Origin of the sequence: Patulibacter americanus DSM 16676 (assembly GCF_000420025.1) — a bacterium.
Lineage (GTDB): Bacteria > Actinomycetota > Thermoleophilia > Solirubrobacterales > Solirubrobacteraceae > Patulibacter > Patulibacter americanus.
The window spans coordinates 133,383-155,147 of record NZ_ATUD01000004.1; the positions used below are offsets into that span (position 1 = coordinate 133,383).

22 protein-coding genes and 1 tRNA gene are annotated in these 21,765 nt (G+C 75.4%); 17 read left to right on the forward strand and 6 right to left on the reverse strand.

Translation table 11 applies throughout. From position 1 onward, the window contains the following. Positions 1-15 precede the first annotated feature (15 nt). Positions 16-663: a ribonuclease HII gene (locus F593_RS23755; RefSeq protein WP_051160476.1), complete on the forward strand. Its 648-nt coding sequence runs from the start codon at positions 16-18 to the stop codon at positions 661-663. Between the two features lie 19 nt (positions 664-682). Here the strand turns inward: F593_RS23755 and F593_RS0109020 are convergent, their stop codons facing one another. Further along, positions 683-1,075, reverse strand: coding sequence for a YraN family protein (locus tag F593_RS0109020; RefSeq protein ID WP_022928429.1), 393 nt, complete (start codon positions 1,073-1,075; stop codon positions 683-685). Between the two features lie 190 nt (positions 1,076-1,265). Here F593_RS0109020 and F593_RS0109025 point away from each other — a divergent pair, with 190 nt between their 5' ends. The 8 genes from F593_RS0109025 to F593_RS28045 all read left to right on the forward strand — a co-directional run bounded on the left by F593_RS0109025 (position 1,266) and on the right by F593_RS28045 (position 10,473). Further along, positions 1,266-2,774, forward strand: coding sequence for a YifB family Mg chelatase-like AAA ATPase (locus F593_RS0109025; RefSeq protein WP_022928430.1), 1,509 nt, complete (start codon positions 1,266-1,268; stop codon positions 2,772-2,774). After that, complete coding sequence (locus tag F593_RS28040; RefSeq protein ID WP_022928431.1) at positions 2,771-3,922, forward strand: DNA-processing protein DprA; 1,152 nt, start codon at positions 2,771-2,773, stop codon at positions 3,920-3,922. The genes F593_RS0109025 and F593_RS28040 overlap by 4 nt, the downstream gene beginning before the upstream one ends. Positions 3,923-3,991: 69 nt before the next feature. After that, entirely contained in the window at positions 3,992-4,945 is a 954-nt protein-coding gene (gene thiD, locus F593_RS23765) for a bifunctional hydroxymethylpyrimidine kinase/phosphomethylpyrimidine kinase (RefSeq protein ID WP_022928432.1), read from the forward strand. Next, a complete protein-coding gene (locus F593_RS0109040; protein ID WP_022928433.1) occupies positions 4,942-5,502 on the forward strand; it encodes a hypothetical protein in 561 nt (186 codons plus the stop codon). Before thiD ends, F593_RS0109040 begins: the two co-directional genes overlap by 4 nt. Before the next feature lie 129 nt (positions 5,503-5,631). Beyond that, positions 5,632-7,323 carry a dihydroxy-acid dehydratase gene (ilvD, locus tag F593_RS0109045; protein WP_022928434.1) on the forward strand — a complete coding sequence of 564 codons (1,692 nt, stop codon included), beginning with the start codon at positions 5,632-5,634 and terminating at the stop codon, positions 7,321-7,323. Between the two features lie 3 nt (positions 7,324-7,326). After that, positions 7,327-8,115, forward strand: a complete 789-nt coding sequence (locus tag F593_RS0109050) for a lysophospholipid acyltransferase family protein (protein ID WP_022928435.1) — start codon at positions 7,327-7,329, stop codon at positions 8,113-8,115. Then, a complete protein-coding gene (locus tag F593_RS0109055; RefSeq protein WP_157251686.1) occupies positions 8,112-9,320 on the forward strand; it encodes a Rossmann-fold NAD(P)-binding domain-containing protein in 1,209 nt (402 codons plus the stop codon). Before F593_RS0109050 ends, F593_RS0109055 begins: the two co-directional genes overlap by 4 nt. Before the next feature lie 112 nt (positions 9,321-9,432). Further along, positions 9,433-10,473, forward strand: a complete 1,041-nt coding sequence (locus F593_RS28045; protein ID WP_022928437.1) for a L,D-transpeptidase family protein — start codon at positions 9,433-9,435, stop codon at positions 10,471-10,473. A 133-nt stretch (positions 10,474-10,606) separates the two neighbouring features. On the opposite strand, the gene F593_RS0109065 is transcribed toward F593_RS28045, so the two are convergent. Further along, complete coding sequence (locus F593_RS0109065) at positions 10,607-11,017, reverse strand: hypothetical protein (protein ID WP_022928438.1); 411 nt, start codon at positions 11,015-11,017, stop codon at positions 10,607-10,609. A 52-nt stretch (positions 11,018-11,069) separates the two neighbouring features. On the opposite strand from F593_RS0109065, the gene F593_RS0109070 reads away from it, so the two are divergent. The 3 genes from F593_RS0109070 to F593_RS0109080 all read left to right on the forward strand — a co-directional run bounded on the left by F593_RS0109070 (position 11,070) and on the right by F593_RS0109080 (position 13,692). Continuing rightward, positions 11,070-11,951: a tyrosine-type recombinase/integrase gene (locus tag F593_RS0109070; RefSeq protein ID WP_245540790.1), complete on the forward strand. Its 882-nt coding sequence runs from the start codon at positions 11,070-11,072 to the stop codon at positions 11,949-11,951. Positions 11,952-12,014: 63 nt separating this feature from the next. Continuing rightward, on the forward strand, positions 12,015-12,803 hold the full coding sequence (whiG, locus tag F593_RS0109075) for an RNA polymerase sigma factor WhiG (protein WP_022928440.1): 789 nt from the start codon (positions 12,015-12,017) through the stop codon (positions 12,801-12,803). 112 nt (positions 12,804-12,915) lie between these two features. Then, entirely contained in the window at positions 12,916-13,692 is a 777-nt protein-coding gene (locus tag F593_RS0109080; protein WP_022928441.1) for a hypothetical protein, read from the forward strand. Here F593_RS0109080 and rsgA read toward each other — a convergent pair. Continuing rightward, positions 13,689-14,783 carry a ribosome small subunit-dependent GTPase A gene (rsgA, locus tag F593_RS0109085; protein ID WP_022928442.1) on the reverse strand — a complete coding sequence of 365 codons (1,095 nt, stop codon included), beginning with the start codon at positions 14,781-14,783 and terminating at the stop codon, positions 13,689-13,691. The genes F593_RS0109080 and rsgA overlap by 4 nt on opposite strands. 107 nt (positions 14,784-14,890) lie before the next feature. Here rsgA and F593_RS0109090 point away from each other — a divergent pair. Next, positions 14,891-14,964: transfer RNA gene (locus tag F593_RS0109090), tRNA-Gly, on the forward strand. A gap of 252 nt (positions 14,965-15,216) precedes the next feature. Next, positions 15,217-15,630, forward strand: coding sequence for an Imm63 family immunity protein (locus F593_RS28050; protein WP_022928443.1), 414 nt, complete (start codon positions 15,217-15,219; stop codon positions 15,628-15,630). A 12-nt stretch (positions 15,631-15,642) separates the two neighbouring features. Here the strand turns inward: F593_RS28050 and F593_RS0109100 are convergent, their stop codons facing one another. Further along, positions 15,643-16,722 carry a C45 family autoproteolytic acyltransferase/hydrolase gene (locus F593_RS0109100; protein ID WP_022928444.1) on the reverse strand — a complete coding sequence of 360 codons (1,080 nt, stop codon included), beginning with the start codon at positions 16,720-16,722 and terminating at the stop codon, positions 15,643-15,645. 107 nt (positions 16,723-16,829) lie between these two features. Here F593_RS0109100 and F593_RS0109105 point away from each other — a divergent pair, with 107 nt between their 5' ends. Beyond that, complete coding sequence (locus tag F593_RS0109105) at positions 16,830-17,510, forward strand: alpha/beta fold hydrolase (protein ID WP_022928445.1); 681 nt, start codon at positions 16,830-16,832, stop codon at positions 17,508-17,510. A 9-nt stretch (positions 17,511-17,519) separates the two neighbouring features. Here the strand turns inward: F593_RS0109105 and F593_RS0109110 are convergent, their stop codons facing one another. Both F593_RS0109110 and F593_RS0109115 read right to left on the reverse strand, forming a co-directional pair. Further along, positions 17,520-19,844: a penicillin-binding transpeptidase domain-containing protein gene (locus tag F593_RS0109110; protein WP_022928446.1), complete on the reverse strand. Its 2,325-nt coding sequence runs from the start codon at positions 19,842-19,844 to the stop codon at positions 17,520-17,522. A 136-nt stretch (positions 19,845-19,980) separates the two neighbouring features. Next, positions 19,981-20,373, reverse strand: a complete 393-nt coding sequence (locus tag F593_RS0109115; protein WP_022928447.1) for an ACT domain-containing protein — start codon at positions 20,371-20,373, stop codon at positions 19,981-19,983. Positions 20,374-20,495: 122 nt separating this feature from the next. Between F593_RS0109115 and F593_RS0109120 the strand changes: the two genes are divergently transcribed. Both F593_RS0109120 and F593_RS28055 read left to right on the forward strand, forming a co-directional pair. After that, complete coding sequence (locus F593_RS0109120) at positions 20,496-20,885, forward strand: hypothetical protein (protein ID WP_022928448.1); 390 nt, start codon at positions 20,496-20,498, stop codon at positions 20,883-20,885. Then, positions 20,882-21,562, forward strand: a complete 681-nt coding sequence (locus F593_RS28055; RefSeq protein ID WP_022928449.1) for an RES domain-containing protein — start codon at positions 20,882-20,884, stop codon at positions 21,560-21,562. Before F593_RS0109120 ends, F593_RS28055 begins: the two co-directional genes overlap by 4 nt. The last annotated feature ends 203 nt before the right edge of the window (positions 21,563-21,765 follow it).

Consider the following 21,765-nt stretch of genomic DNA (forward strand, 5'->3'; position numbering starts at 1 on the left):
CGCCCGCCTCACGGCGTGAGTCGCGGCCGGAAGCTCTTCGGCCACGATCGCGGCCTCGGCGTCCGCTGGGTCGTGGGCGCGGACGAGGCCGGCCGCGGTTGCCTCGCCGGCCCCCTCGTGGCCGGCGCGGTGCTCTTCGACCTCGAGCGGATCGGCCCGCGCGAGGTCCGCGCCCTCGGCGCGCTCGACGACTCCAAGCGCCACACGGCCGAGGAGCGCGAGCGCCTCTTCGGGGTCGTGCTCCGGATCGCCGTCCGGGTCGTCGCGGTCTCGCGCTGCGTCGAGGGCCTCGACGGCCGCGGCCTGCACGTGACGAACCTCGAAGCGCTCTCGACGGCCGCGGGCCGCGTCGCCCGCCCCGGCGCGCTGTGCCTCATCGACGGCTTCCGCGTGCCGGACAACGGCCACGAGCAGCGAGCCGTGGTCGGCGGCGACGGCCGGAGTGCCGCGATCGCCGCGGCCTCCATCGTCGCCAAGGTCACCCGAGACCGGTTCATGCACCGCGCCGCCCAGCGCCTCCCGCACTGGGGGTTCGACCAGCACATGGGCTACGGCACCCCCGCCCATCAGGACGCGATCCGCACCCACGGCGTCTCCGAGCTGCACCGCCGCTCCTTCCGCTCCGTGGCGTACGAGGGCCTGCTCGAACCCGCCGCCTCGTAGGGGCCGGCCGGCGCGGGAGCTAGAACGCCGCCTCGATGTGGTCGAGGCGCACCAGCCCGCCGGACGGGTCGATCAGCACCCCGATGGCGTCGAAGCGCACGTCGCGGCCGGTCGGCCGGTCGCGCGTGTCGGCCAGCCACGCGGCGGCCAGCCGGCGCACCTGCCGGCGTTTGCGTTCGTGCAGCGACGCCCAGGGCGATCCGGTCCCGCGCGCGATCCGGGCCTTGACCTCGCAGAAGACGATGAAGCGCCCGTCGTGGACGATGAGGTCGATCTCGCCCCATCGCGTGCGGGCCCGGGCGGCCAGGACGGTGTAGCCGAGCCGCTCGAGGTGGTCGCGGGCGAAGCGCTCGCCGGCGAGGCCGACGGCGGGCCGGTGGTCGGGGGTGGGGGAGGACGAGGACGCGGACACGCCGCCGACGCTAGGCCCGTGCCCCGTGCGCGAACCAGGGTCCAGCCGTGCCGAAAGCGCGGCGCCCGTGTGCCGGTCCTGATCACCCTGGTCGCTGCCGCCCGACGCGCGGAACCGGCGCTCCGCGGGCACGGTTCCGACACCGTTCGGCGCTGGATCGGGCACGGAGCCCGGACCTACCGTGGCGGCCATGTTGGCCCGCGTGCAGACGTTCTCGATCGACGGCCTGGAGCCGCGTCCGGTGGTCGTGGAGGTCGACGTCCGGCCCGGGTTGCCGTCGTTCACGATCGTGGGGCTCGGTGACCTCGCGGTGCGCGAGTCGCGCGAGCGTGTCCGGGCCGCGCTGGGCAACCAGGGGTTCGAGCTGCCGCAGCGGCGGATCACGGTGAACCTGGCGCCCGCGAGCCTGCCGAAGGGCGGGCCGGGATTCGACCTGGCGATCGCCGTGGGCCTGCTGGCGGCGAGCGGGCAGGCGCCGGGCGTGCAGCTCGACCGGGTGGCCGTCGTGGGCGAGCTCTCGCTCGGCGGCGTGGTGCGGGCGGGCCGCGGGGCCCTCGTGGTCGCCGAGGGGGCACGAGCGGCCGGGCTCGAGGCCGTGGTGCTCCCACGCGGGCAGGCGCGGGAAGCCGCGCTCGTCCCCGGGATCGCGGTGCGCGGTGTGCAGACCCTGCGCGAGGGGGTCGAGGCGCTGGCGAGTCCCGGCCGCGACGACCGGCGCGACGAGGACGCGGTCGACGGCTCGGGTGCGCTCGGTAGGCCGCCGCTGGGCCCGGACCTCGCCGACGTGCGCGGTCAGTCCTTGGCCCGCCGCGGCCTGGAGGTGGCGGCGGCCGGGGGCCACAGCCTGCTGCTGGTCGGTCCGCCGGGGACGGGGAAGACCATGCTCGCGCGGCGCCTGCCCGGTCTGCTGCCGCCGATGCGGACGAGCGAGGCGCTCGAGGTGACGCGGATCCACAGCGTGTGCGGGCTCCACGACGGCGCGGGCCTCGTGGCCGAGCGGCCCTTCCGTGCCCCGCACCACGGCACCTCCGCGCCCGGACTCGTCGGCGGTGGGAGCGTCGCCCGGCCCGGCGAGATCACCCTGGCCCACCGAGGCGTCTTGTTCCTCGACGAGCTGCCGGAGTTCCGACGCGACGCGCTGGAGGCCCTCCGTCAGCCCCTGGAGGATGCGCGGGTGGTGCTCGTCCGACAGGGACGGACCCGCTCGTTCCCGTCGCGCACCCTGCTCGTCGCCGCAGCGAATCCCTGCCCGTGTGGCCATCTCGGGACGGCCCGCTGCCGCTGCAGCCCCGTGGACCTGGACCGCTACCGGCGCAAGCTCAGCGGTCCCCTGCTGGATCGCATCGACCTGCACGTCGCCTGTCCCCGACCCAGCGGCGACGAGATCTCCGGGGCGCCCGCGCCGAGCACGGCGGAGGTGCGGGAGCGGGTCCTCGCCGCGCGGGCGTTCCGGGCGGACCGGCGGCGGGCGTGCGGGCCGCGCGGGCTCGAGGCCGACTTGAGCGAGGCGGCCCGTGGACGCCTGGACCGGGCGTACGACGGCGGCACGCTGTCGGCGCGTGGCCGTGCCCGGGTGTTGCGTCTGTCTCGCACGATCGCCGACCTCGCCCTCAGCGGCGAGGTGACGGCGGAGCACCTCGACGAGGCGCTGTTCCTGCGCCAGCACGTCTCCCGCGAGGACGAGGCGGTGGCCGCGTGAGGGCCTGCGCCGCCTGCGTCCGTGCGGCGCAGACGCTGAAGGCGCTCACGCCCGACCTGGACCGCCGGCCGGGAGCCTCGCGCCCGCCCCAGGTGCTGACCCTGCTGCCCGAGGCGATGGTGGAGGCGCTCCGCGAACCGGGGTCGCCGCGGCTCGCGGTCCTGGACCGCTCGGACGACGACCTCCTGAGCGAGGCGGCGGCCGACCACCGACGTCTGGGCGTCGAGTCCGTGTGCCGTCATGACCCCGCCTATCCGGCGCGGCTGCGCGAGCTGGGCGACCCGCCCGCGGTGCTGCACGTCCTGGGCGGCGTCGAGCGCCTCGCCGCCGTCCTCGGTCCCGGCGGCGACGCGCCGACGGTGGCCATGGTCGGCTCGCGCCGGGGACCACGGGACACGACGGAGAACGCACGTCGGTTCGCGGAGGCGTTCGCCCGGGCGGGCTGGACCGTCGTCAGCGGGATGGCGCTCGGCGTCGACGCCGCCTCCCACGAGGGCGCGCTGGCCGGCCGGCGCGCCGGGCCATCCGGTCCCGGCCGGCCGGCGGGCACGACGGTCGCGGTGCTCGCCGCAGGCGTCGAGCGGCCGACACCCGCCACGAACCGCCGGTTGTACGAGCGGATCCGCGTCGAGGGCGTCGTCGTCAGCGAGCTTCCGCCCGGGGCCACGCCGAGACGGTGGAGCTTCCCCGCCCGCAACCGCATCATCGCGGCGCTCGGTGACGCCCTGATCGTCGTGGCGGCGGCGCACGGGTCGGGGTCGTTGACGTCGGCGAAGCACGCCGACGAGCTCGGGCGACGGATCGGCGTCGTTCCCGGGCCCATCACCGACCCGGCCTACGGCGGGAGCAACGACCTCCTACGGGGCGAGAACCGGCCGCTGATCGTGCCCGACGACCTGCGCACGATCCTCGGGGAGGCCGGGGAGCACGAGCCACCGGTGCCCCGCGCGGACCCGCTCTCCGGCCTCGAGGGCGTGGCTCGCGAGATCGGCACGGCCCTGCTTGCCGGCCCCCGGACGATCGAGTCGCTCGTGAACGAGCACGAGGCGCCGGCGCTCCTCGCCGCGCTGGGCGATCTCGAGGCCGCCGGCCGGCTGCGCCGCGGGCTGTCCGGCGAGCTCGAGCTCGTGTCGCCCCGCGCGGTCTGAGGCCCGCTGCGTGCGGGGTGGACATACGGGGTGCGCCGCGGATGCGGCCGCGCGGTAGCCTCGGTCTGCATGGTCGTCACGACGCCCATCTGCCTGACCATCGCCGGCTCCGACTCCGGAGGCGGTGCCGGGATCCAGGCGGATCTCAAGGCCTTCGCCGCGCAAGGCGTCCACGGGACGAGCGCGATCGCGGGCCTGACCGCGCAGAACACGACGGGCGTCGCGCGAATCGATCCCGTCGCGCCCGAGATGATCGTGGCCCAGGCCCGCGCCGTGATCGAGGACCTCGGCCTCGACGCCGTGAAGATCGGCATGGTCGGCTCCGAGCCCAGCATCCGCGCCGTCGTCACCGCCCTCGGGCTCCTGCCGGCCGGCACCCCGGTGGTCCTCGACCCCGTGATGGTCGCCGAGTCCGGCGCACGCCTGCTCGAGGCCGACGCCCAGTCGGCCTTCGTCCGCGAGCTCCTGCCGCTCGCCACGGTCGTGACGCCCAACCTGCCCGAGGCGCTCGTCCTCGCCGGCCGCGACGAGGACCCCGCCTCGGTGGGCGACGACGACGCCGTCGTGGCGATCGCGCGGGCGATCCAGGACCTCGGTCCGGACAACGTGCTCATCACCGGCGGGCACCGGGGCAGCGCCGACGACGTTCTGCTGCAGGCCGACGGGACCGTCACCGTCCTCGGCGGCGCCCGGCACCCCGACGGGGCCGCCCACGGCTCCGGTTGCACGCACTCCAGCACCCTCGCCGCCCGGCTCGCGCTGGGCGATGACCTCGTCCGCGCAGCCACGGTCGCCCGGCACGTCGCCGGCGAGGCCGTGCGTCGCGGGCTGCGGGACGTCGGCGAGGGCGCCGGCCCCGTCGACGTGCTGGACCTGCCCGCGTTGCGCGAGCGCGCGGGGTCCGCCGCCGACGCCGCGGTGCGCGACGCGCGCTCCGGGGGCACGACGCGCTCGATCGCTGCCGCGCAGGCCGTCACCGATGCGCACGCCGTGGGCGATGCGCAGGAGGTCCGGTCCTCGTGAGCGGCGAGCGCATCGGCCGCACCGAGGGGATCCGCACCTGGCTCGCGCTCGGTCGTGAGGGCCGTGCCCGCCGCCGCGCCGAGGAGGCGACGGCGCGGGACCTGCTGCGCACCTGCCTCGACGACGAATCGTGGGCGATGTACCGCGACCTCGGCTTCGCCCGGGTCTGGGGCGGGGCGGGACGGGCGCCCGCGCCATCCGGCCGCCGCCCCGCGCCCGGAGTCGCCTACGCCTACCTCGTCTACCCGCACCGGCCCTACGTCGTCTACCTGCCGCAGACGACGACGCTGCTGGGCGAGTGTCGCGTGGAGCTCGCGGGCCTGGGCTCCGCGGGACGCCTGGCACCGAGCGACGACGTCCTGGCGCACTGGATGGCGCTCACGCAGGACGAGACCGGCGTGATCGCCTCCGCGCGGATCCAGACGCCCGGGACCGAGCTGGCGCGTCGCGCGGTCCGCCGCGACCTCTGGCGCCTGCGCGAGTGGGAACGCGAGCGCGCCGAGCGGGTCGCCGCCGTCTACCGCACCGCCCCGGCCCGCGGCCGCACCGCCGGCTGAGGCCCCGGTCTATGGCGCACCGCCGCTTGAGCGACCCGGCGTCCGCGGCGGGACGCCCGGCGGCCACGCTGAGCGGCGCCGCGGCCCGGCCGCGCACCCCGGCCGCCCGGGGGAGTAGCGTTCCGCCGCGTGAGCACCGAGTCAGACGGCGTCGACCTGAAGCGCAACAGCCGCCAGGTCACCGAAGGTCCCCAGCGCGCCGCGGCACGCACGTACCTGAAGGGGATCGGCTTCGACAACGAGGCGCTCTCCAAGCCGATCATCGGCGTCGCGCACGGCTGGATCGAGACGATGCCGTGCAACTTCAACCACCGCGTGCTCGCGGCGAAGGTGAAGGACGGCATCCGGGCCGCCGGCGGCACGCCGATGGAGCTCAACCACATCGCGATCTCCGACGGGATCACGATGGGCACGAGCGGCATGAAGACCTCGCTCGTCTCGCGCGAGGTCATCACGGACTCCATCGAGCTCGTCGCGCGCGGCCATCTCTTCGACGGCCTCGTCGTCATCACGGGCTGCGACAAGACGATCCCCGCCGGCGTCATGGCGCTCGCGCGCCTGAACATCCCCGGCCTCATGCTCTACGGCGGCTCGATCCCGCCCGGCCACCTCCACGGCAAGGAGGTCACGATCCAGAGCGTCTTCGAGGCCGTCGGCCAGCACGCCGCGGGCAAGATGACCGACGAGGAGCTCGACGAGCTCGAGAACGTCGCGAGCCCCGGCGCCGGCGCGTGCGGCGGCCAGTTCACGGCCAACACGATGGCGATGGCGTTCGAGGCGATGGGCATCAGCCCCGCCGGCGCCGCCATGGTCCACGCCCAGGCCCCCAGCAAGGCCGAGGTCGCGTTCCGGACCGGCGAGCTCGCAATGGAGGTCCTCCGCCGCGACCTGCGCCCGAGCGACGTCATCACGAAGGAGTCGCTGCAGAACGCCGTCGCCGCGGTCTCCGGCTCCGGCGGCTCGACCAACGCGGTCCTGCACCTCCTGGCCGTCGCGAAGGAGATGGGCGTCGACTTCGACATCGACGACTTCGACCGCATCTCGCGCTCCACACCGCTGCTCTGCGACCTGCTCCCGGGTGGCCGCTACAACGCCGTCGACCTGTGGCACGCCGGCGGCACCCCCGTCTTCCTCGGCCGCCTCAAGCAGGCCGGCCAGCTGCACGAGGACCTGCCGACGGTCACCGGCCCCACGATCGGCGAGCTCGCCGACCAGGGCGTCGAGCCCGAGGGGCAGCAGGTCATCCGCCCCCTGGACAACCCGCTGCGCGACTCGGGCGGCCTGGCCATCCTGCGGGGCAACCTGTCGCCGAACGGCTGCGTCGTCAAGCTCTCGGGCCACGAGCGCCGCCGCCACGTCGGGCCCGCGCGCGTGTTCGAGCAGGAGGCCGCGGCCATGGAGGTCGTGACCGCCGGCGGCATCCGGCCCGGCGACGTCATCGTCATCCGCAACGAGGGCCCGACCGGCGGCCCGGGGATGCGCGAGATGCTCGCCGTGTCCTCCGCGCTCTCCGGCATGGGGATCTCCGGCGAGGTGGCGCTGATCACCGACGGCCGGTTCTCCGGGGCCACGCACGGCTTCTCCGTCGGGCACGTCTCACCCGAGGCGTTCCACCGCGGGCCGATCGCCGCCGTCCGCGAGGGCGACCAGATCACGATCGACGTCGACAACCGCGAGCTGTCCGTCGACCTGACGGACGAGCAGATCGCCGAGCGCTGCGCCGCCTACGAGCCCGTCCTCAGCCCGGACGCCACCGGCGTGCTGGCGAAGTACGCAAAGCTCGTCGGCCCCGCCAGCGAGGGCGCCGTCACCACGGGCTGAGCGATGACGGACGCGCGGGACATCCTCCCGGTCGTCGAGCCGGACCGCGACCTGGACGACTGGGGACGCTCCGCCCGCCTGAGCGAAGTGCTCGACCGGACGGTCTGGGAGGCGGCGCACAAGCTGTGGTTCCGCGTGGCGCTGCAGGAGCCGCGGCGGATCCCCGACCGCGGCGGCGCGCTCCTCGTCGTCAACGGGGGAGGCGTGCTCTCGCCCGTCGGTCCGATGCTCGCCAAGGCGGTCCGGGAGGAGCACCCCAAGCGCCGCGACCCGCGGCTGTGCGTCGACCGCGGGCTGCTCGACCAGCCCGGGCTCTCCGTCGTGCTCGCGCGGGCCGGGGCGGTCGCCGACCACCCCGACGACCTCGAGCGGCTGCTGGGCGATGAGGAGCAGCTCGTCGTCCTCGCGGTGCGCAGCGACCGCCTCGCCGACGGTCCCGCCGAACGGCACCTCGGCCGGCACCCGGCGCTGCTGGCGGCCGTGCGGGCCGGCGTTCCCGTGATCCCCGTCGCGGCCGTCGGGGCCGACGATGCCCAGCCGGTGCTCGCACGGGTCCCGCTGCCGGGCGGCCGGCGGCTGCCCGTCACGCTCGGGTTCCCGCACCTCGGCCCCCTCGCCCTGCTGGCCTACCTGCCGGCGAAGCTGCGGCTGCGGGCGCTCGCACCGCTGCAGCCCGACGCGGGGGAGGACGTCGACGCCGAGGCGCTCCGCCTCGCGCTGTCCGTCGCCCGCCGCCTGCGGCACGAGACGGCCGACATGGCCCGTGAGCGCGGCTCGAGGTGGGTCGGGTGAGCGGCCCACGGGTCGTCGTGACCGCCGCGGCGTCGCGCCTCGGGGCGCTCGTCGTGGCCGAGCTGGAGCGCCGTCCCGACGTCGACACCGTCGTCGCCGTCGACGCCCGCCCGCCCGCCGGCCCCTTCGCGCGGGCCGAGTTCGTACGCCTGGGCGAGGGGCTCGCCCAGCTGCCCCGCGTCGTGCAGGGGGCGGGGGCCGAGGTGCTCGTCGACCTGCGCGCGGCCGCGGCGCTCACGCCGCTGGACGAGCGCGCCCTCGTCGCCCACGGCCCCGTCACGGAGCGCGTCGGCGCCGCCGTGCTCCAGGACGGCTCGCCCGTCCGACGGCTCGTCACCGTCGGCTCCGTCCACCGCTTCGGCTGGGACCGCGGGCTGCCGGCGTTCGTCACCGAGACGACGGACGTCCCCGGCCGGCCGCGGGGGTCGCTCGCGCAGGCGCTGGCCGAGATCGAGCGCGCCGCGGCGGCCGCCGCCGCCCGACGCCCCGACCTGGCGGTCACGACGGTGCGACTCGCCGACGCGGTCGGCGCCGCGGGCGCCGGCCTGCTCGGGGCCGCGGACCGCCTGCCGCTGCTCCCCACGGTCCTCGGCTTCGACCCGCCGGTGCAGGTCGTCCACGAGGAGGACGCCGCCCGGGCGGTCGCCCACGTCGTCGCCCGCGCGCTGCAGGGCCCGTACCTCGTGGCCGCCGACGGCACGCTCGCGCTCTCCGAGGCGTTGAGCACCCTCGGTCGGGCGCACGCCCCGGTGCTGCCCCCGTGGGGGACCGGCGTGCTGGCCTCCGTCCTCGCCCGTGCCGGCGTCGGCGCCGTGCACGACCTGGCGGGGCAGCTGCGCCGGGGCCGCGGAATCGACAACCGGCGGCTGAAGGCCACGGGCTTCGCCTACCGGTCCACCTCCCGCGAGGCGCTCGCCACCGCCGGGGCCCGCGGCAGCCGGCGGGTGCTGCACCCCGGCGTACCGGCCCCGTACGAGCCGGAGGTCGAGGCGTTCCTGCGCTACAGCCCGTCGGCCGTCGCCCCGGAGCCCGAGCCGTCGCGGCAGGCCCCCGACGGCGTGGCGGCGCTCGACGCCGACGACCTGCTCGCGCTGCTGCCCTCGCTGGACCGCACCGCGCTGACCGCCCTGCGCGCCCACGAGGCCGCCGGCCCGGCCCGCCCGCGCGTGCTCGGCGAGATCGACCTGCTCCTGCGCCGCGGCTGACGACGCTTGCGGCGGCCCCTCACGGGGCAGACGGCGTGTCGGTCGATCGACGGGACGCGCCATGCAACCGTGGGCGTCGGCCGCGTACATCGCTACCATCCTCTGCGCCGCCATGCATCAACGTTCCGTCCTCCTCCTCACTGCTGTCCTCGCGATCGTGCTCGTCGCGTGCGGCGGCGTGCTCGTCGCCGACGCCAGCACCCCGACGAAGATCCCGGAAGGGGTGACGATCGGTGGCGTCGACGTCGGCGGGCTCACGCCCGCGAAGGCGAAGACGAAGGCGCAGACGGAGCTCCTGAACCAGCTCGAGCGCCCCGTGCGGGTCACGCACGGCGGTCGCCGCTGGACCCTGACGCCGAAGGCGGCGAAGATCCGCGTCGACCTCGACGCCGCCGTCGACGAGGCCGCGCGCCTGGGCACGACGGGCAACGCGTTCTCCCGCGTCTACCGCAACGTGAAGGGCGAGAAGGTCGACCGCGAGTTCTCGCCGTCGAGCTCGTACTCCCGCGCCGCGATCACGAAGCTCCTGGACCGGGTCGAGAAGGATGTGGACCGCTCGCCGAAGGAGGCGAGCGTCACCTTCGAGGGCGGCTCCCTCGACGTGACGGAGGGCCGGGTCGGCCTGAAGCTCAAGCGGGCGCCGGTCGCCAAGGCCGTCCGCAAGGCGCTGCTGAACCCGTCCGCGCCGCACCGCATCACGGCGAAGACCACGAAGAAGCAGCCCGAGACGACCACCGCCGAGGTCAAGAAGCAGTACGGCACGGTGCTCGTCGCCAACCGCGCGACGTTCAAGCTGACGCTCTACAAGAACCTCAAGGTCGTCAAGACCTACGGCATCTCCGTCGGCAAGGCCGGCAACGACACGCCGGCGGGGCAGTACACGATCGGCAACAAGGATCCGAATCCGGCGTGGCACGTGCCGAACTCGGACTGGGCCGGAGACCTCGCCGGCAAGGTGATCCCCGCGGGCGATCCCCAGAACCCGATCAAGGCGCGCTGGATGGGCATCTACGACGGCGTGGGCATCCACGGCACCAGCGACGATGCGTCCATCGGCACGAACGCCTCGCACGGCTGCCTGCGCATGCACGTGCCCGACGTCATCGACCTCTTCCCGCGGGTCCCGGTCGGCGCGCCGATCTGGATCCTCTAGGGACCGCGGCGCCCCCGCCGGCCGTTCGGTCGCCGCCCGCGACGCCTCCCGTCGGCGGTCCGGCGATGGTCGCCCGCGACGCCTCCCGTCGGCGGGTCGGCCACGGTCGGCCGCGAGGCCTCCCGCCGGCCGCTCAGGTGCGGTCGGCCGGGGCCTCGCCGCCCAGGGCGCGCATCGCGGGGTCGTGGCCGGCGATGTCGGCCTCCGCCAGGGCGCGGATCGCCTCGTCGAGATCCGCGATGCCCTGCTGCCCGTCGGGGTCGATGGGCCCGAAGGACGCGATCTCCTGGACGGAGACCTCCTCCCAGCCCTGCGAGAGCAACGAGGAGAGATGGTCGCTGTGGCGAAGGACGAGGGTGCCCAGCCAGATCCCGCGCTCCTGCTTCCGCAGCACGGCGAACCACAGGGTCGAGCAGTCCACGCTCGCCCGGATGGCGAACCACGGCCGCGGCGGCTCGGTGCGGTCGTCGGCCAGCCCCGCCGTCGTCAGCTGCCGACGGGTCGCGACCCTGCCGGAGTCCGTGTCGATGAAGAACGTGCCCACAACACCAGAGGATACGGCGCCACTGCCGGACGCATGGCGGCGGGCCGCCGACGTGCTCGACCAGGACCTCGCGCGGCGCGGCTCCGCCGAGCGCACGCGCCGCGCGTACGCCGGTGACGTGGAGCGCTTCGCCCGCTGGTGCACCGCCCACGGGGTGGGCGATCCCGCGGCGGTCGACGTCCGCACGGTGCGCCGCTACACCCAGACGCTCACGGAGCGCGGGGCGGCCGCGTCGTCCGTCACCCGGGCGCTCGCCGCGCTCCGGGCCGCCTTCCGGGCGCTCGTCCGTGCGGGGATCGTCGAGGGCAACCCGGCCGAGCTGGCCCCGGGGCCCCGCCGGCCCCAGCACCTGCCGCGCGTCGTCAAGCCCGACGACGCCGCGAAGCTGCTCGACCAGATCCCGGCCGACGACGACGCCCTGGCGCTGCGCGACCGCGCGATGCTGGAGGTCGCCTACGGCTGCGGGCTGCGCGCCGCCGAGCTCGTGCGGATCGACGTGACCGACGTCGACCTCGAGGGACGGGCGCTGCGCACGACCGGCAAGGGCGAGAAGACGCGCACCGTCCCCCTCGGCGATCCGGCGGCCGACGCGATCCGGCGTTACCTCGCGCGCGGCCGCCCGGCGCTCGCCGTCGCACCCGACACCGGCGCCGCCGAGCCCGCGCTCCTGCTCTCCCGCCGGGGGCGCCGGCTGTCCACCAGCGACGTCCGACGCCGCATGGACCTGTGGGTCCGGGCGGCCGGACTGCCCAGCGACCTGCACCCGCACGCTCTGCGGCACTCCTTCGCCACCCACCTTCTGGACGGCGGAGCAGACCTTCGTTCGATCCAGGAGCTGCTCGGACACGCACGGTTGTCCACAACGCAGGTCTACACCCGTGTAGAGTCGAGCCGACTGAAGACGGCGTACCGACGGAGTCATCCTCGCGCGTGAGCGTGCGCCGTGGGGCGGAACACGTCGGCGTCAGCCCCCGCCCCCGCCCACGGAGTCCGTCAGGTGCCATCAGAGCCTCGACCCCATGACGTCCGCGATCTGTGGCGGCGTCTACGCGAGAACAACGACGCTCTCGCCCGGGAGAAGCTCGTCCTGAACTACTCCCCGCTCGTGAAGTGGGTGGCCGGCCGCGTCGCGGCCACGCTGCCGCCGCACGTCGAGGAGGGGGACCTCATCTCGTACGGCCTGATCGGCCTGACGACGGCCGTCGACCGCTTCGACATCGACCGCGAGGTGCGGTTCGAGACCTACGCCGTCACCCGGATCCGCGGCGCCATCATCGACGAGCTGCGCTCCCAGGACTGGGTGCCGCGCTCCGTCCGTCAGCGGGCCCGCGAGATCGAGCGCACGCACGCCCGGCTCGAGCACAAGCTGCACCGCGCCCCCACGGACGAGGAGATGGCGCAGGCGCTCGACATCTCCGTGCGGGAGTTCCAGGACGCGCTGGTGCAGGTGTCGCAGTCCACGATCCACGCGCTCGACGAGATGTGGTCGGTCGGCGACCAGACGGGGGACCAGGTCTCCCTGCTGGACACGATCGAGGACGAGCAGGCCGCCGACCCCGCCGCGGCGCTCGCGGAGCAGGACCTGCGCGACCAAATGGGGGAGGCGATCGAGCGGCTCCCGGAGCGGGAGAAGGTCGTGATCGCCCTCTACTACTACGAGAACCTGACGCTGCGCGAGATCGGCGAAGTCCTCGGGGTGACGGAGTCCCGTGCCTCGCAGCTGCATACGAAGGCCGTCCTGCGGCTCCGCTCGCGGCTCACGCCCGAGGACGTCGCGGCGGCCTGAGCCCCGGTGCGCCCCGCGGCGCGCCGCCCACCGGCCGCGGGCCGCCGCGCCGGCCACCGCAGCGCGCCGCCCGGTCGCCCGCCGGCCCCCCTGGCGTTGCTAGCCTCTCGGGGTGTCGTCTCCCGGGAACTACGAGGTGTGCGCGGTCTGCGACCGCCATCTGCTGCGCGGCGAGCAGCCCGAGATCTTCCTCCACGACGGCTCCCGGCGCGACGTGTGCGAACTCTGCGTTCCCCGGGCCCTCCACGCCGGCTGGATCCGCGTCGGCGTGAACGACGCCCCGACGCTGGAACCCAACCGCCGGGGGGCGTCGATCCTGGACCGCCTGCGGCGCAGCAAGCGCCCGCGTCCGCAGGAGGCCGAGCCCGCGGCCCAGCGCTCCCTCAACCGCCGCCGCGGCCCCCAGCCGATCCAGCGGCAGGATCCGGCGGCCGAGCCGTCCCGCCCCGAGTGGCGCCCGCACCGCATCGAGGACGAGGTCGAGGGCCTGGCGCTGTCCGAGGAGCCGGCCGCCGCCCCCCTCGCCGCCTACGCCACCACGGCGGAGGGCGCGCACGCGCAGGTCACGACCTCGGGCGCGCGCATGGTCGCCCGCGCCATCGATCTCTACAACCACTCCGAGCACCCCCGCAAGCTCGCGGGGATCGCCCGCACCTTGGGCGCGCCGTGGGTGACGGTGCGCTCCCTCGAGGGCTCGCGCATGCAGGTCGTCCTGGCCTGGGAGCTCACGTGGTACCGCTTCGAGCTCGACCTCGCCCGCGAGGCCGACGGGGTGCGCGCCACGGGCCACGGGACGTCGCTGCAGGAGCTGCAGCCCGGCGACGTCGATCCGAACGCCGTCGCCGACGAGAACGGCTACCTCTACCTGCAGACCGGCGTCTCGGCCTAGGCGCGGGGGCGCTTGCCCTCGCCGAGGCGCCGCTCGCGGTCCTCGCGCTTCTGGTCGAGGTCCTCGATCTCGGCGCGCAGCTCCAGGTAGGAGCGGCGGCGGGCCTCGGGCAGGGTGCCGGCGGCGACGGCGGCCAGGACGGCGCACCCGTCCTCCTTGTTGTGCCGGCAGTCCGCGAACCGGCACTGCGCGCCGAGCTCCACGACGTCGACGAACGCGAGGTCGAGCCCGCCGGTGTCGCGCACGAGGCCGAGCTCGCGGGTGCCCGGGGTGTCGAGCAGGCACGTGCCGCCGCCCAGCGGCACGAGCTCGCGGGCCGTGGTCGTGTGGCGCCCCTTCGCGTCCGTGGAGCGGACCGCGCCCGTGGCCAGGACCTCACGGCCGACGAGCGCGTTGACGATGGACGACTTGCCGGCGCCGGACTCGCCGATCAGCGCGGTCGTGCCGCCGCGGGGGAGGAGCGCCTCGAGCTCGTCGAACCCGCGGCCGTCGCGCTTGGAGACCGCCACCACGGGCGTGCCCGGCGGGATCTCATCCTGCAGCGCCTGCCAGGCGTCGGGCAGGTCGAGGTCGGCCTTCGTCGCGACGACGATGGGCTGCACGTCGCCCTCGTGCGCGATGACGATGGAGCGCTCGATCCGGCTGGGCCGCAGCGGGCGGTCGAGCGCGTGGACGACGAGGACCGCCTCGCACCACGAGGCGAGGACCTGCTCAAGCAGCTCGCGGGACGGATCGCGGCGGCCCAGCCACTGGTGACGCGGCGCGACGGCGACGGCGAGCAGCCGGTCCTTGCTCTTGTCGCGCTCCGTGGCCACCCAGTCGCCGACCGCCAGCGGGGTGTCGGAGCGGTCGTCGTCGAGCTGGGAGGTGCGGCCGAGGCGGCCGACACCGGGCCGGCGCCCGTCAGCGGTGACGAGGTGGATGCCCCCGTACTCGATGCGCGCGACGCGGGCGGGTATGCGGCCCTTCGTCAGGTACGGCTCGAGGCTCTCGGCGACGGCGTCGTCCCAGCCGGCCGCGGCGAGCGGGTCCGGCAGGTCCCAGAGGTCGGCGACGGCCTCGTCGTCCCCGACCGCGTCCGTGTCGCTCATCGGCCCCCGAGAAATGGCTGCATCGACGCCCAAGCCTACGCGCTCCGGGCCCCGAGGGGGACGAGCCGACACGCTTTTCGAACCCTCGCTATATTCCTTCTCGCCGCGCGGATGTAGCTCAGTTGGCTAGAGCGTCTGCTTGCCATGCAGAAGGTCGTGGGTTCGAGTCCCATCATCCGCTCCTAGAGTGCCCGGAACCCCCGCGAGAGCGGGGGTTTCTGCGTTCTGGGGCCCCGCGCGCGCCGCCTCAGGCGGGTTTTCCCCGCCGCCCGCGTCACGGACGGCCTCGGCAGCGGACGGGCGTCCACCGGCGATGCGCCACGTCCGTCTCGGATGGGCCGACGGTCCAGACGGCACGGACCGGGCCTCGGCGGCACCTCGTTACTCCGCCGAATTCGTCGCCAGGGCCTCCTACTCGCGGTACCGTCCTGGAGTGCCCCTGCCTGCTGCCAATCCCGTCCTGCAGCAGCTGGCTGCGTCCGTGCTGCAGCTCGCGACGATCATCGAGGCGCCGCTGTGGTCGCTGCCGACGTTCGGGTATCCGACGAACCGCTCCTACCCGTACGTGCTCGACGAGGACGGCCTCTTCGTGTGGGGTGTCCGTTCCGGGGACTTCGAGCTCGAGCGTCGCGAGACGCGCGAGGCGGAGGAGATCCTCTACTGGATCTTCGAGCACATCACCCGCTCCGTCGTGACGGCCTCCGAGGCCGGGGCCGGCCTGCCGAACACCACCGGCGACGACTGGCCGCAGAAGCAGCACGCGATGCTCGGCCGCCTCACGCCGCGGTGGGCGGCGCGGTTCGCCGAGGAGCACGACGGCTGGCTCGACGGCGTCGACCTCGACTGACCTGGACCGCCGTCAGATGCGGATCCACCCGCCGTCGCCCACGCGGCACGGCCCGCCCTCGTGCAGCAGCAGCTCGCGCGCGTCGAGGTCCAGCGCGGCCGTCACGAGGGTCTCCCAGCGGTCGCCCGCCTGCGCTCCCCGCTCGGGGTGGCAGCAGAGCATGCGGTCCTCGCGGTGGTCCAGCAGCGCGGTCGCGCGGGCCGTCGGATCGTCGGCGGCGCGGAGCTCCGGCGTGCGCCGCACGAGCTCGTCCAGCCGACCGTAGGTGCCCGGGTCGTCCGGCCCGTGGCGCTCGCTGCGGGAGAGCTCCGCGTCCAGGAAGTGGTTCGTGTGGGCGAACACGCCCTCGGCATCGGGCTCGAGGATCGCCAGGCCCGCGGGGGAGAGCTCGAGGCCGCGGACGGCTGATCGGGTGCCGTCGAACGCGACGACGGTGAGGACCGTCGAGGCCGACACCGGGGCCGAGGCGGCCAGGGCCGTGGCCTCGTCGATCGTGGTCGCCTCGTCGAGGATGCGGCGGGCGACGACGTGGACGGGCACCCCGGTCGGGCCGCCGTCGTCGGCGTGGGCGAGGATGTTGAAGTGCAGGCCCAGTCCCGCGCCATTGACGCCGAGCTTGCCGACGATGCCCATCTCCGTGAACAGGTGGACGTGGTGGCCGGGGCGCGGCTCCAGGCGGACGGCCAGCATGCTGCCGCGGAGGTGGTCGTGCCAGTCCCAGGTCTGGACGGTGCGGGGCGCCTGCCCGGAGGGGTCGAGGGCGACGAACGTCGAGCACTCCGCGCGGCTTGCCGCCCCGACGGCGGCCAGGATCTCGGTCCGCGCGTTGAGGGCACCGATCCGCCAGACGTCCAGGCTCGCGCCGGCAGCGATCCCCGCGATCTCCTCAGCGAGCTGCGGCGCCCACGCCGCGGTGCGCTCCAGCGCCTCGCCGGCCACCCGGCGGACGACGGCGGGCGCTGCCCCCGACGCGCCGAACAACGCGTCGTAGCCCTCCCACGTCGCACGGATGCCGCCGCGATGGGCCCGCCCCAGCTCGCGGCCCCGGGCACCGGGGTCGGTCGCGGTCGAGAAGAAGACGGGAAGGGCCATGGCGCCCCCGATCTTCGCGCGTCACCCGTGACGGGGTGCGACCGGCCGCGTCGGGACGGCGCTCCGCGGCGACGCTGAGTTTTCGGCCGCCCCGCCGTCTACGGGGCATGAGCACGTTCCTCCTCGTCCCCGGCGCCGGCGGCGCCGCGTGGTACTGGCACCGCGTCGTCCCGCTGCTGGAGGCCGCCGGGCACGACGTGATCGCCCTCGAGCTGCCGGGGCCCGACGAACGCTCCGGGCTGCCGGAGTACCGCGACCTGATGGTGCGGGCGGGGGAGGGGCGGGGACGGCTGGTGGTTGTCGCGCAGAGCATGGGCGGGTTCACCGCCGTGCCGGCCTGCCGTCACCTGCCCGTCGAGCGGCTCGTGCTGAACAACGCGATGGTCCCCGCGCCGCGGGAGTGTGCCAACGACTGGTGGTTGGCCACGGACTGGGAGGCCGCACGGATCGCCGGCGCCCGCGACGGCGGCTGGACGACGGACTTCGACATGGAGGCGTACTTCTTCCACGACGTCGACCCGGACGTGCTCGCCGCGGGGGCGGCGCACGCCCATCCCGAGGCCGAGGTCGCCTTCACTCAGCCGTGCGACTTCCTCCGCTGGCCCGACGTGCCGACCACCGTGCTGGCGGGAGAGGGCGACCGGCTCTTCCCGCTCGCGTTCCAGCGGCGGGTGGCGCGCCGCCGCCTGGGGCTCGACGTCGTGCCCGTCCCCGGCGGGCACCTCAACGCGCTGAGCCGCCCGCAGGAGCTGGCGGCGACCCTCGTGGGCCTGGCGTCCGCCGATTGACGGCCGGCGTCACTCGCGGCTGCGTGTGCCGTCCCCGGCGTTCCCCCGCGCCTTGCCGCACGGCGCCACGGACGCCTGCTGGCGGTACCAGGTGCGCAGCATCCGGCAGACGATCGGCGCGGCGGTGGACGAGCCGGCCTCGCCGTTCTCGACCGTGGCCACGACGACGATCGGGCGCTCCCCGTCCGGGACGAGGGCCGCGAACCACGCCTGGTCCGGGCAGCGCGACTCCGCACAGCGCTGGGCGGTGCCGGTCTTGCCCTGGACGGGGTAGCGGCCGTGGTCCCATCCGTCGAAGACCCCCGACGCGGTGCCACCGGGGGACCGCGTGACGGCCTCGAGCCCGTCGAGAACGGCGCGCTTCCAGCCGGCCTCGCCGATCCGCACCCGGCGGAGCGGCTTCGGCGCGAAGCGCTGCACCTGCACCCCGGTCGAATCCTGGATCTGCACGCCGAGCTGCGGGGTGGGGAACCGCAGCTCGTCCGTCGTGCGGCCCGGCTCGTCGTACAGGCCGGCGTAGGCGACGGCCACCTGCAGCGGAGTCGCGAGGAAGTCGCCCTGCCCGATCGCCAGGTTCACGTTGTCGCCGGCGTAGAACCCGCCCCGCGGATCGAAGACGAGTCCGCAGGACTCCTTGTGCGTCCGCTTGCGGCACGCCAGCTCCTGCGCGTTGCGCGTGCGCCGCCAGTCCGCGTCGGGGACGACGCCGGGCTGCTCGCCGGGCAGGTCGATCCCCGTCCGGCGGCTGTAGCCGAAGAGCCGCGCCCACGTCTGCAGCGGCCGGTCGCGGTGCCCGAAGAGCGCCTGGCCGACGTCGTAGTAGTAGACGTCGGAGGAGACCTCGAGGGAGCGCCGCAGGTCGGCGGGGCCGAGGTCCTGCCGACCGGCGTTGTAAAAGGGGCGCCCGCCGATCGTGCGCGAGTTGCCGCCGCGGGCCTGGTCCCGCGGCGTGCGGAACCCGGAGCCCAGGGCCGCGAACGCCGAGACGACCTTGAAGGTCGAACCCGTCGCGTACTGGCCCTGGATGGCGCGATTGAGCAGCGGCACGCCCGCCTCCTCGTCCAACAGGCGCCGGCGGGCGCGCGCGCTCATCGGGCGGTCCAGTCGGTTGCGGTCGATCGTGGGATAGGAGCCCATCGCCAGGACCTCGCCGTTGCGCGGGTCGATCGCGACGTACGCGCCGGCGGCCCGGAAGCCGGTCTTGCTGTCGAGGGAGCGCCCGATCGTGGCCTCCATCGCCCGGTGGCCGGAGCGCTCGAGGGCGGTGTCAATCGTGAGCATGAGCCGGCTGCCCTGTTGCGGCCGGCGCTCCTCGGTCCGGCCGGTGGGATCACCCTGCGCGTCGACCTCGAGGCGCCGGAGCCCGTCCTTGCCCTGCAGGTAGCTGTTGTACTCGTACTCCAGGCCGTCCTGGCCGATGACCTGCCCGGGGGCCAGCCCGTCGTACTTGTCCTGCTTCAGCTGCGCGGGCGAGATCTCGTTCACGCCGCCGAAGAGCTGCCCCGCGAGCGCCCCGTGGGTGTACCGGCGCACGAACTCCGTGCCGACCTCGAGCTCCGGGAACTCGCGCTGCCGCTCCCGCAGGTACACGCGCAGGTTGTCGCCCACCCCGCGGGCCTTCAGCGGCACGTTGCCGTAGGGCAGGGCGACGGTGCTCGCGACGATCCGCCGGTAGAGGGTGGCGGGCGTCAGGCCGAGCGGCTCTCCGATGCGGTGCAGCAGCCGGCGCAGCTCGGGGCTCGCGTCGCGCCGCACGCTCAACGCGGGCGGATCGGGTGGGCCCGTGACGGTGAGCCGTGCCGCCGCGGTCCGTTCGGCGGCGTCCCGACGACGTGCCGCCGCGCGGGCGGCGCGGCGGGTCCGCTCGCGGCCCTGGGCGGCCGTCTCGCGCTCGCGCTCCCGCCGGTCGCGACGGCGCTGGGCGGGCGTCCGGGCGCGGGCCCGCTGCTCGTCGCGGGCTACCGCGTCCGCGACGATGCGGTCGGCCACCCGGTCGAGGGCCACGTCGTACTGCCCCTGGTCGTGGCCCCAGTTCGCCATGTCCGCCCGGTCGGCCGACGGGAGCGCGTCGGCGCGCAGGGCGACGATCGTGGTCGCCCGGTTCTCGACGAGGGGGCGGCGGCGACGGTCGACGATCGTGCCGCGGGGCGCGGCGATGCGGATCACGCGCGTGCCGTTGCTCGTGGCCTGGCGCAGGTACTGGTCGCCCTGAAGCACCTGCAGGAACCACAGCCGCAGGAAGAGGACGGCGAAGATGCCGAACGCGACGATGCCGAACGCCGCCAGGCGGACGGCGAGCTGCGGGGTGGGCGGTCTGCGGTCTCGCGGGCGCACGCGGGATCCTTCGACGGGACGGGGTGCGCGTGGGAGACCGCGGGCGTGCGCCCCGGGGGACGCGGACGGCCGACCACACGCGGGGACGGGACCCCGCGATCATGACGCTTCCGCCGTACGCCGGGGTCGGTGACCGTCAGCCTGCAGCGTGCTCCGGCCCGACCGCGTCGACCGCGATGCCGCTGCTGCGGAGGGCGTCGGCGGCATCGGCGCGGCGGCCGGCGGGCACGAGCACGAGGTCGGCGTCGTGGGTCGAGGTCACGAACACGGGGATGCCCGCCGCGGCGATCGGTCCGACGACGGCGGCCAGCATGCCGGGCACGTCGAGGCCGTGGGGCGTGGCCTCGAAGAGCGCCGCCCACCGGTCGGCGTCGTCCGGGGTGGCGGGACGGACGACCGTGAGGCCCTCCGGTCCGCGGACGAGGGCCAGCCACTCCCCGTCGGGCACGACGCCGTCCGGGGCCAGCGCCACGGCGTACCGGCCCGGGAGCCATCCCAGTCGTCGGGGCGGGGCGGCGGGATCGGGCACCCGGCGATCGTAGTGCGCTCCGTCGGAGGGCCTCGGGACGGGGCGGGAACGACCGGGATAGAGTCGTGACCGAGGTGGGATCGCGGTGGTATGCACGGGGGTGTATGGTGGGGACACCGCTCATGACCGTCACCCAGCCCCGCCCCGACCTCGTCGCCCACAGCCACGCCATGCGGGCCGACATCGGCACGGTCGCCCGCGAGGTCCGAGACCTGCTCGGCGCACGCCTGGGCGCCTACGTCGCCGGGGTGGGCGAGACCCGCGCGCTGCACGAGTGGGCGGACGGGACACGTGCCCCCGGGGCCGAGGCGCAGCGGCGGCTGCGCCTGGCCCTGCAGCTCGCCACCATGATCGCCGGACGCGACGGTGGACCGACGGCCCAGGCGTGGTTCCAGGGGCTGAACCCGCAGCTCGAGGACCGCTCGCCCGCGCGGCTGATCCGTGAGGGCGACCTCGACGACGTCGGCGGTCAGGTCGTCTCCGCCGCCCGCGCCTTCGTCGTCGGCGGGTGAGCCCCGACCTCGACCTGGCGCGTCCCGACGGGCCGCTGCACCGCCTCGCGCGCCGCCCGGACGCCTGGGCCTGGCCCGACTGGGCCTACGCGGGCCCGGACGGCACCTTCGGCAACCGCTTCGACGACCCGCACTCGGACTTCCGGGTGCTCTACGCGAGCTCCCGGCGGCTCACCTGCTTCCTCGAGACGCTCGCGCGGTTCCGGCCCGACCCGCACGTGGTGGCCTTCGAGGTCGCGCCCGACCCCCGCGACGCAGAGTTCCCCACGCTCCCGCCCGGGCACGTCCCCGCGGACTGGACGGCCAAGCGCGCCGTCGGCACGCTCGAGGTCGATTGGCCCTTCGCCGACATCGGCACGCACCGCTCGCTGGCGCACCTGCGCGAGGCGCTCGGCGCCGACCTGGTGCGTCATCGCATCGACGACCTCGACGGCGCGGCGATCCGGATGAGCGCGCCCCGGGCCCTGACGCAGGAGATCTCGCGCCTCGTCTACGAGCGCGGGGACGCGGCCGGCGTGCGCTACCTCTCGCGCCTGGGGGACGACGGCGTGAGCTGGGCGATCCACGAGCCGGCCGACCTGCCGGACGGCGAGACGCGCGGCCTCCGCCGCGACGACCCGGACCTGCGCGAGGCGCTCGAGCTCTTCGGCCTGACCCTCGTGGACGACGACGGCTGAGCTGCCGGCCGGACGAGCCTCGGACGGGGCCGAGCGAGACCTCGGCGGCGGGCGGTCCGCCACCGTCGTCGGGTGCTGCGCAAGAGGGTGGCCCCGCGGGGGCCGGAGGTGCATCCGGCGGTCGCGGACGAGGCCGCGGCCGCCTGCACCGTCACGGCCGCGCGACGAGGGATCCGGTGATCGGGTCCGTCGTCGCGGGTCGT

What these genes read in the sequence shown, in the direction of transcription:
- F593_RS28045 (WP_022928437.1), top strand. Translation starts at nt 9,433, where the DNA reads ATGCATCAACGTTCCGTCCTCCTCCTCACTGCTGTCCTCGCGATCGTG.
- rsgA (WP_022928442.1), bottom strand. Translation starts at nt 14,783, where the DNA reads ATGAGCGACACGGACGCGGTCGGGGACGACGAGGCCGTCGCCGACCTC.
- F593_RS0109105 (WP_022928445.1), top strand. Translation starts at nt 16,830, where the DNA reads ATGAGCACGTTCCTCCTCGTCCCCGGCGCCGGCGGCGCCGCGTGGTAC.
- F593_RS0109120 (WP_022928448.1), top strand. Translation starts at nt 20,496, where the DNA reads ATGACCGTCACCCAGCCCCGCCCCGACCTCGTCGCCCACAGCCACGCC.
- F593_RS0109025 (WP_022928430.1), top strand. Translation starts at nt 1,266, where the DNA reads ATGTTGGCCCGCGTGCAGACGTTCTCGATCGACGGCCTGGAGCCGCGT.
- thiD (WP_022928432.1), top strand. Translation starts at nt 3,992, where the DNA reads ATGGTCGTCACGACGCCCATCTGCCTGACCATCGCCGGCTCCGACTCC.
- F593_RS0109050 (WP_022928435.1), top strand. Translation starts at nt 7,327, where the DNA reads ATGACGGACGCGCGGGACATCCTCCCGGTCGTCGAGCCGGACCGCGAC.
- F593_RS0109100 (WP_022928444.1), bottom strand. Translation starts at nt 16,722, where the DNA reads ATGGCCCTTCCCGTCTTCTTCTCGACCGCGACCGACCCCGGTGCCCGG.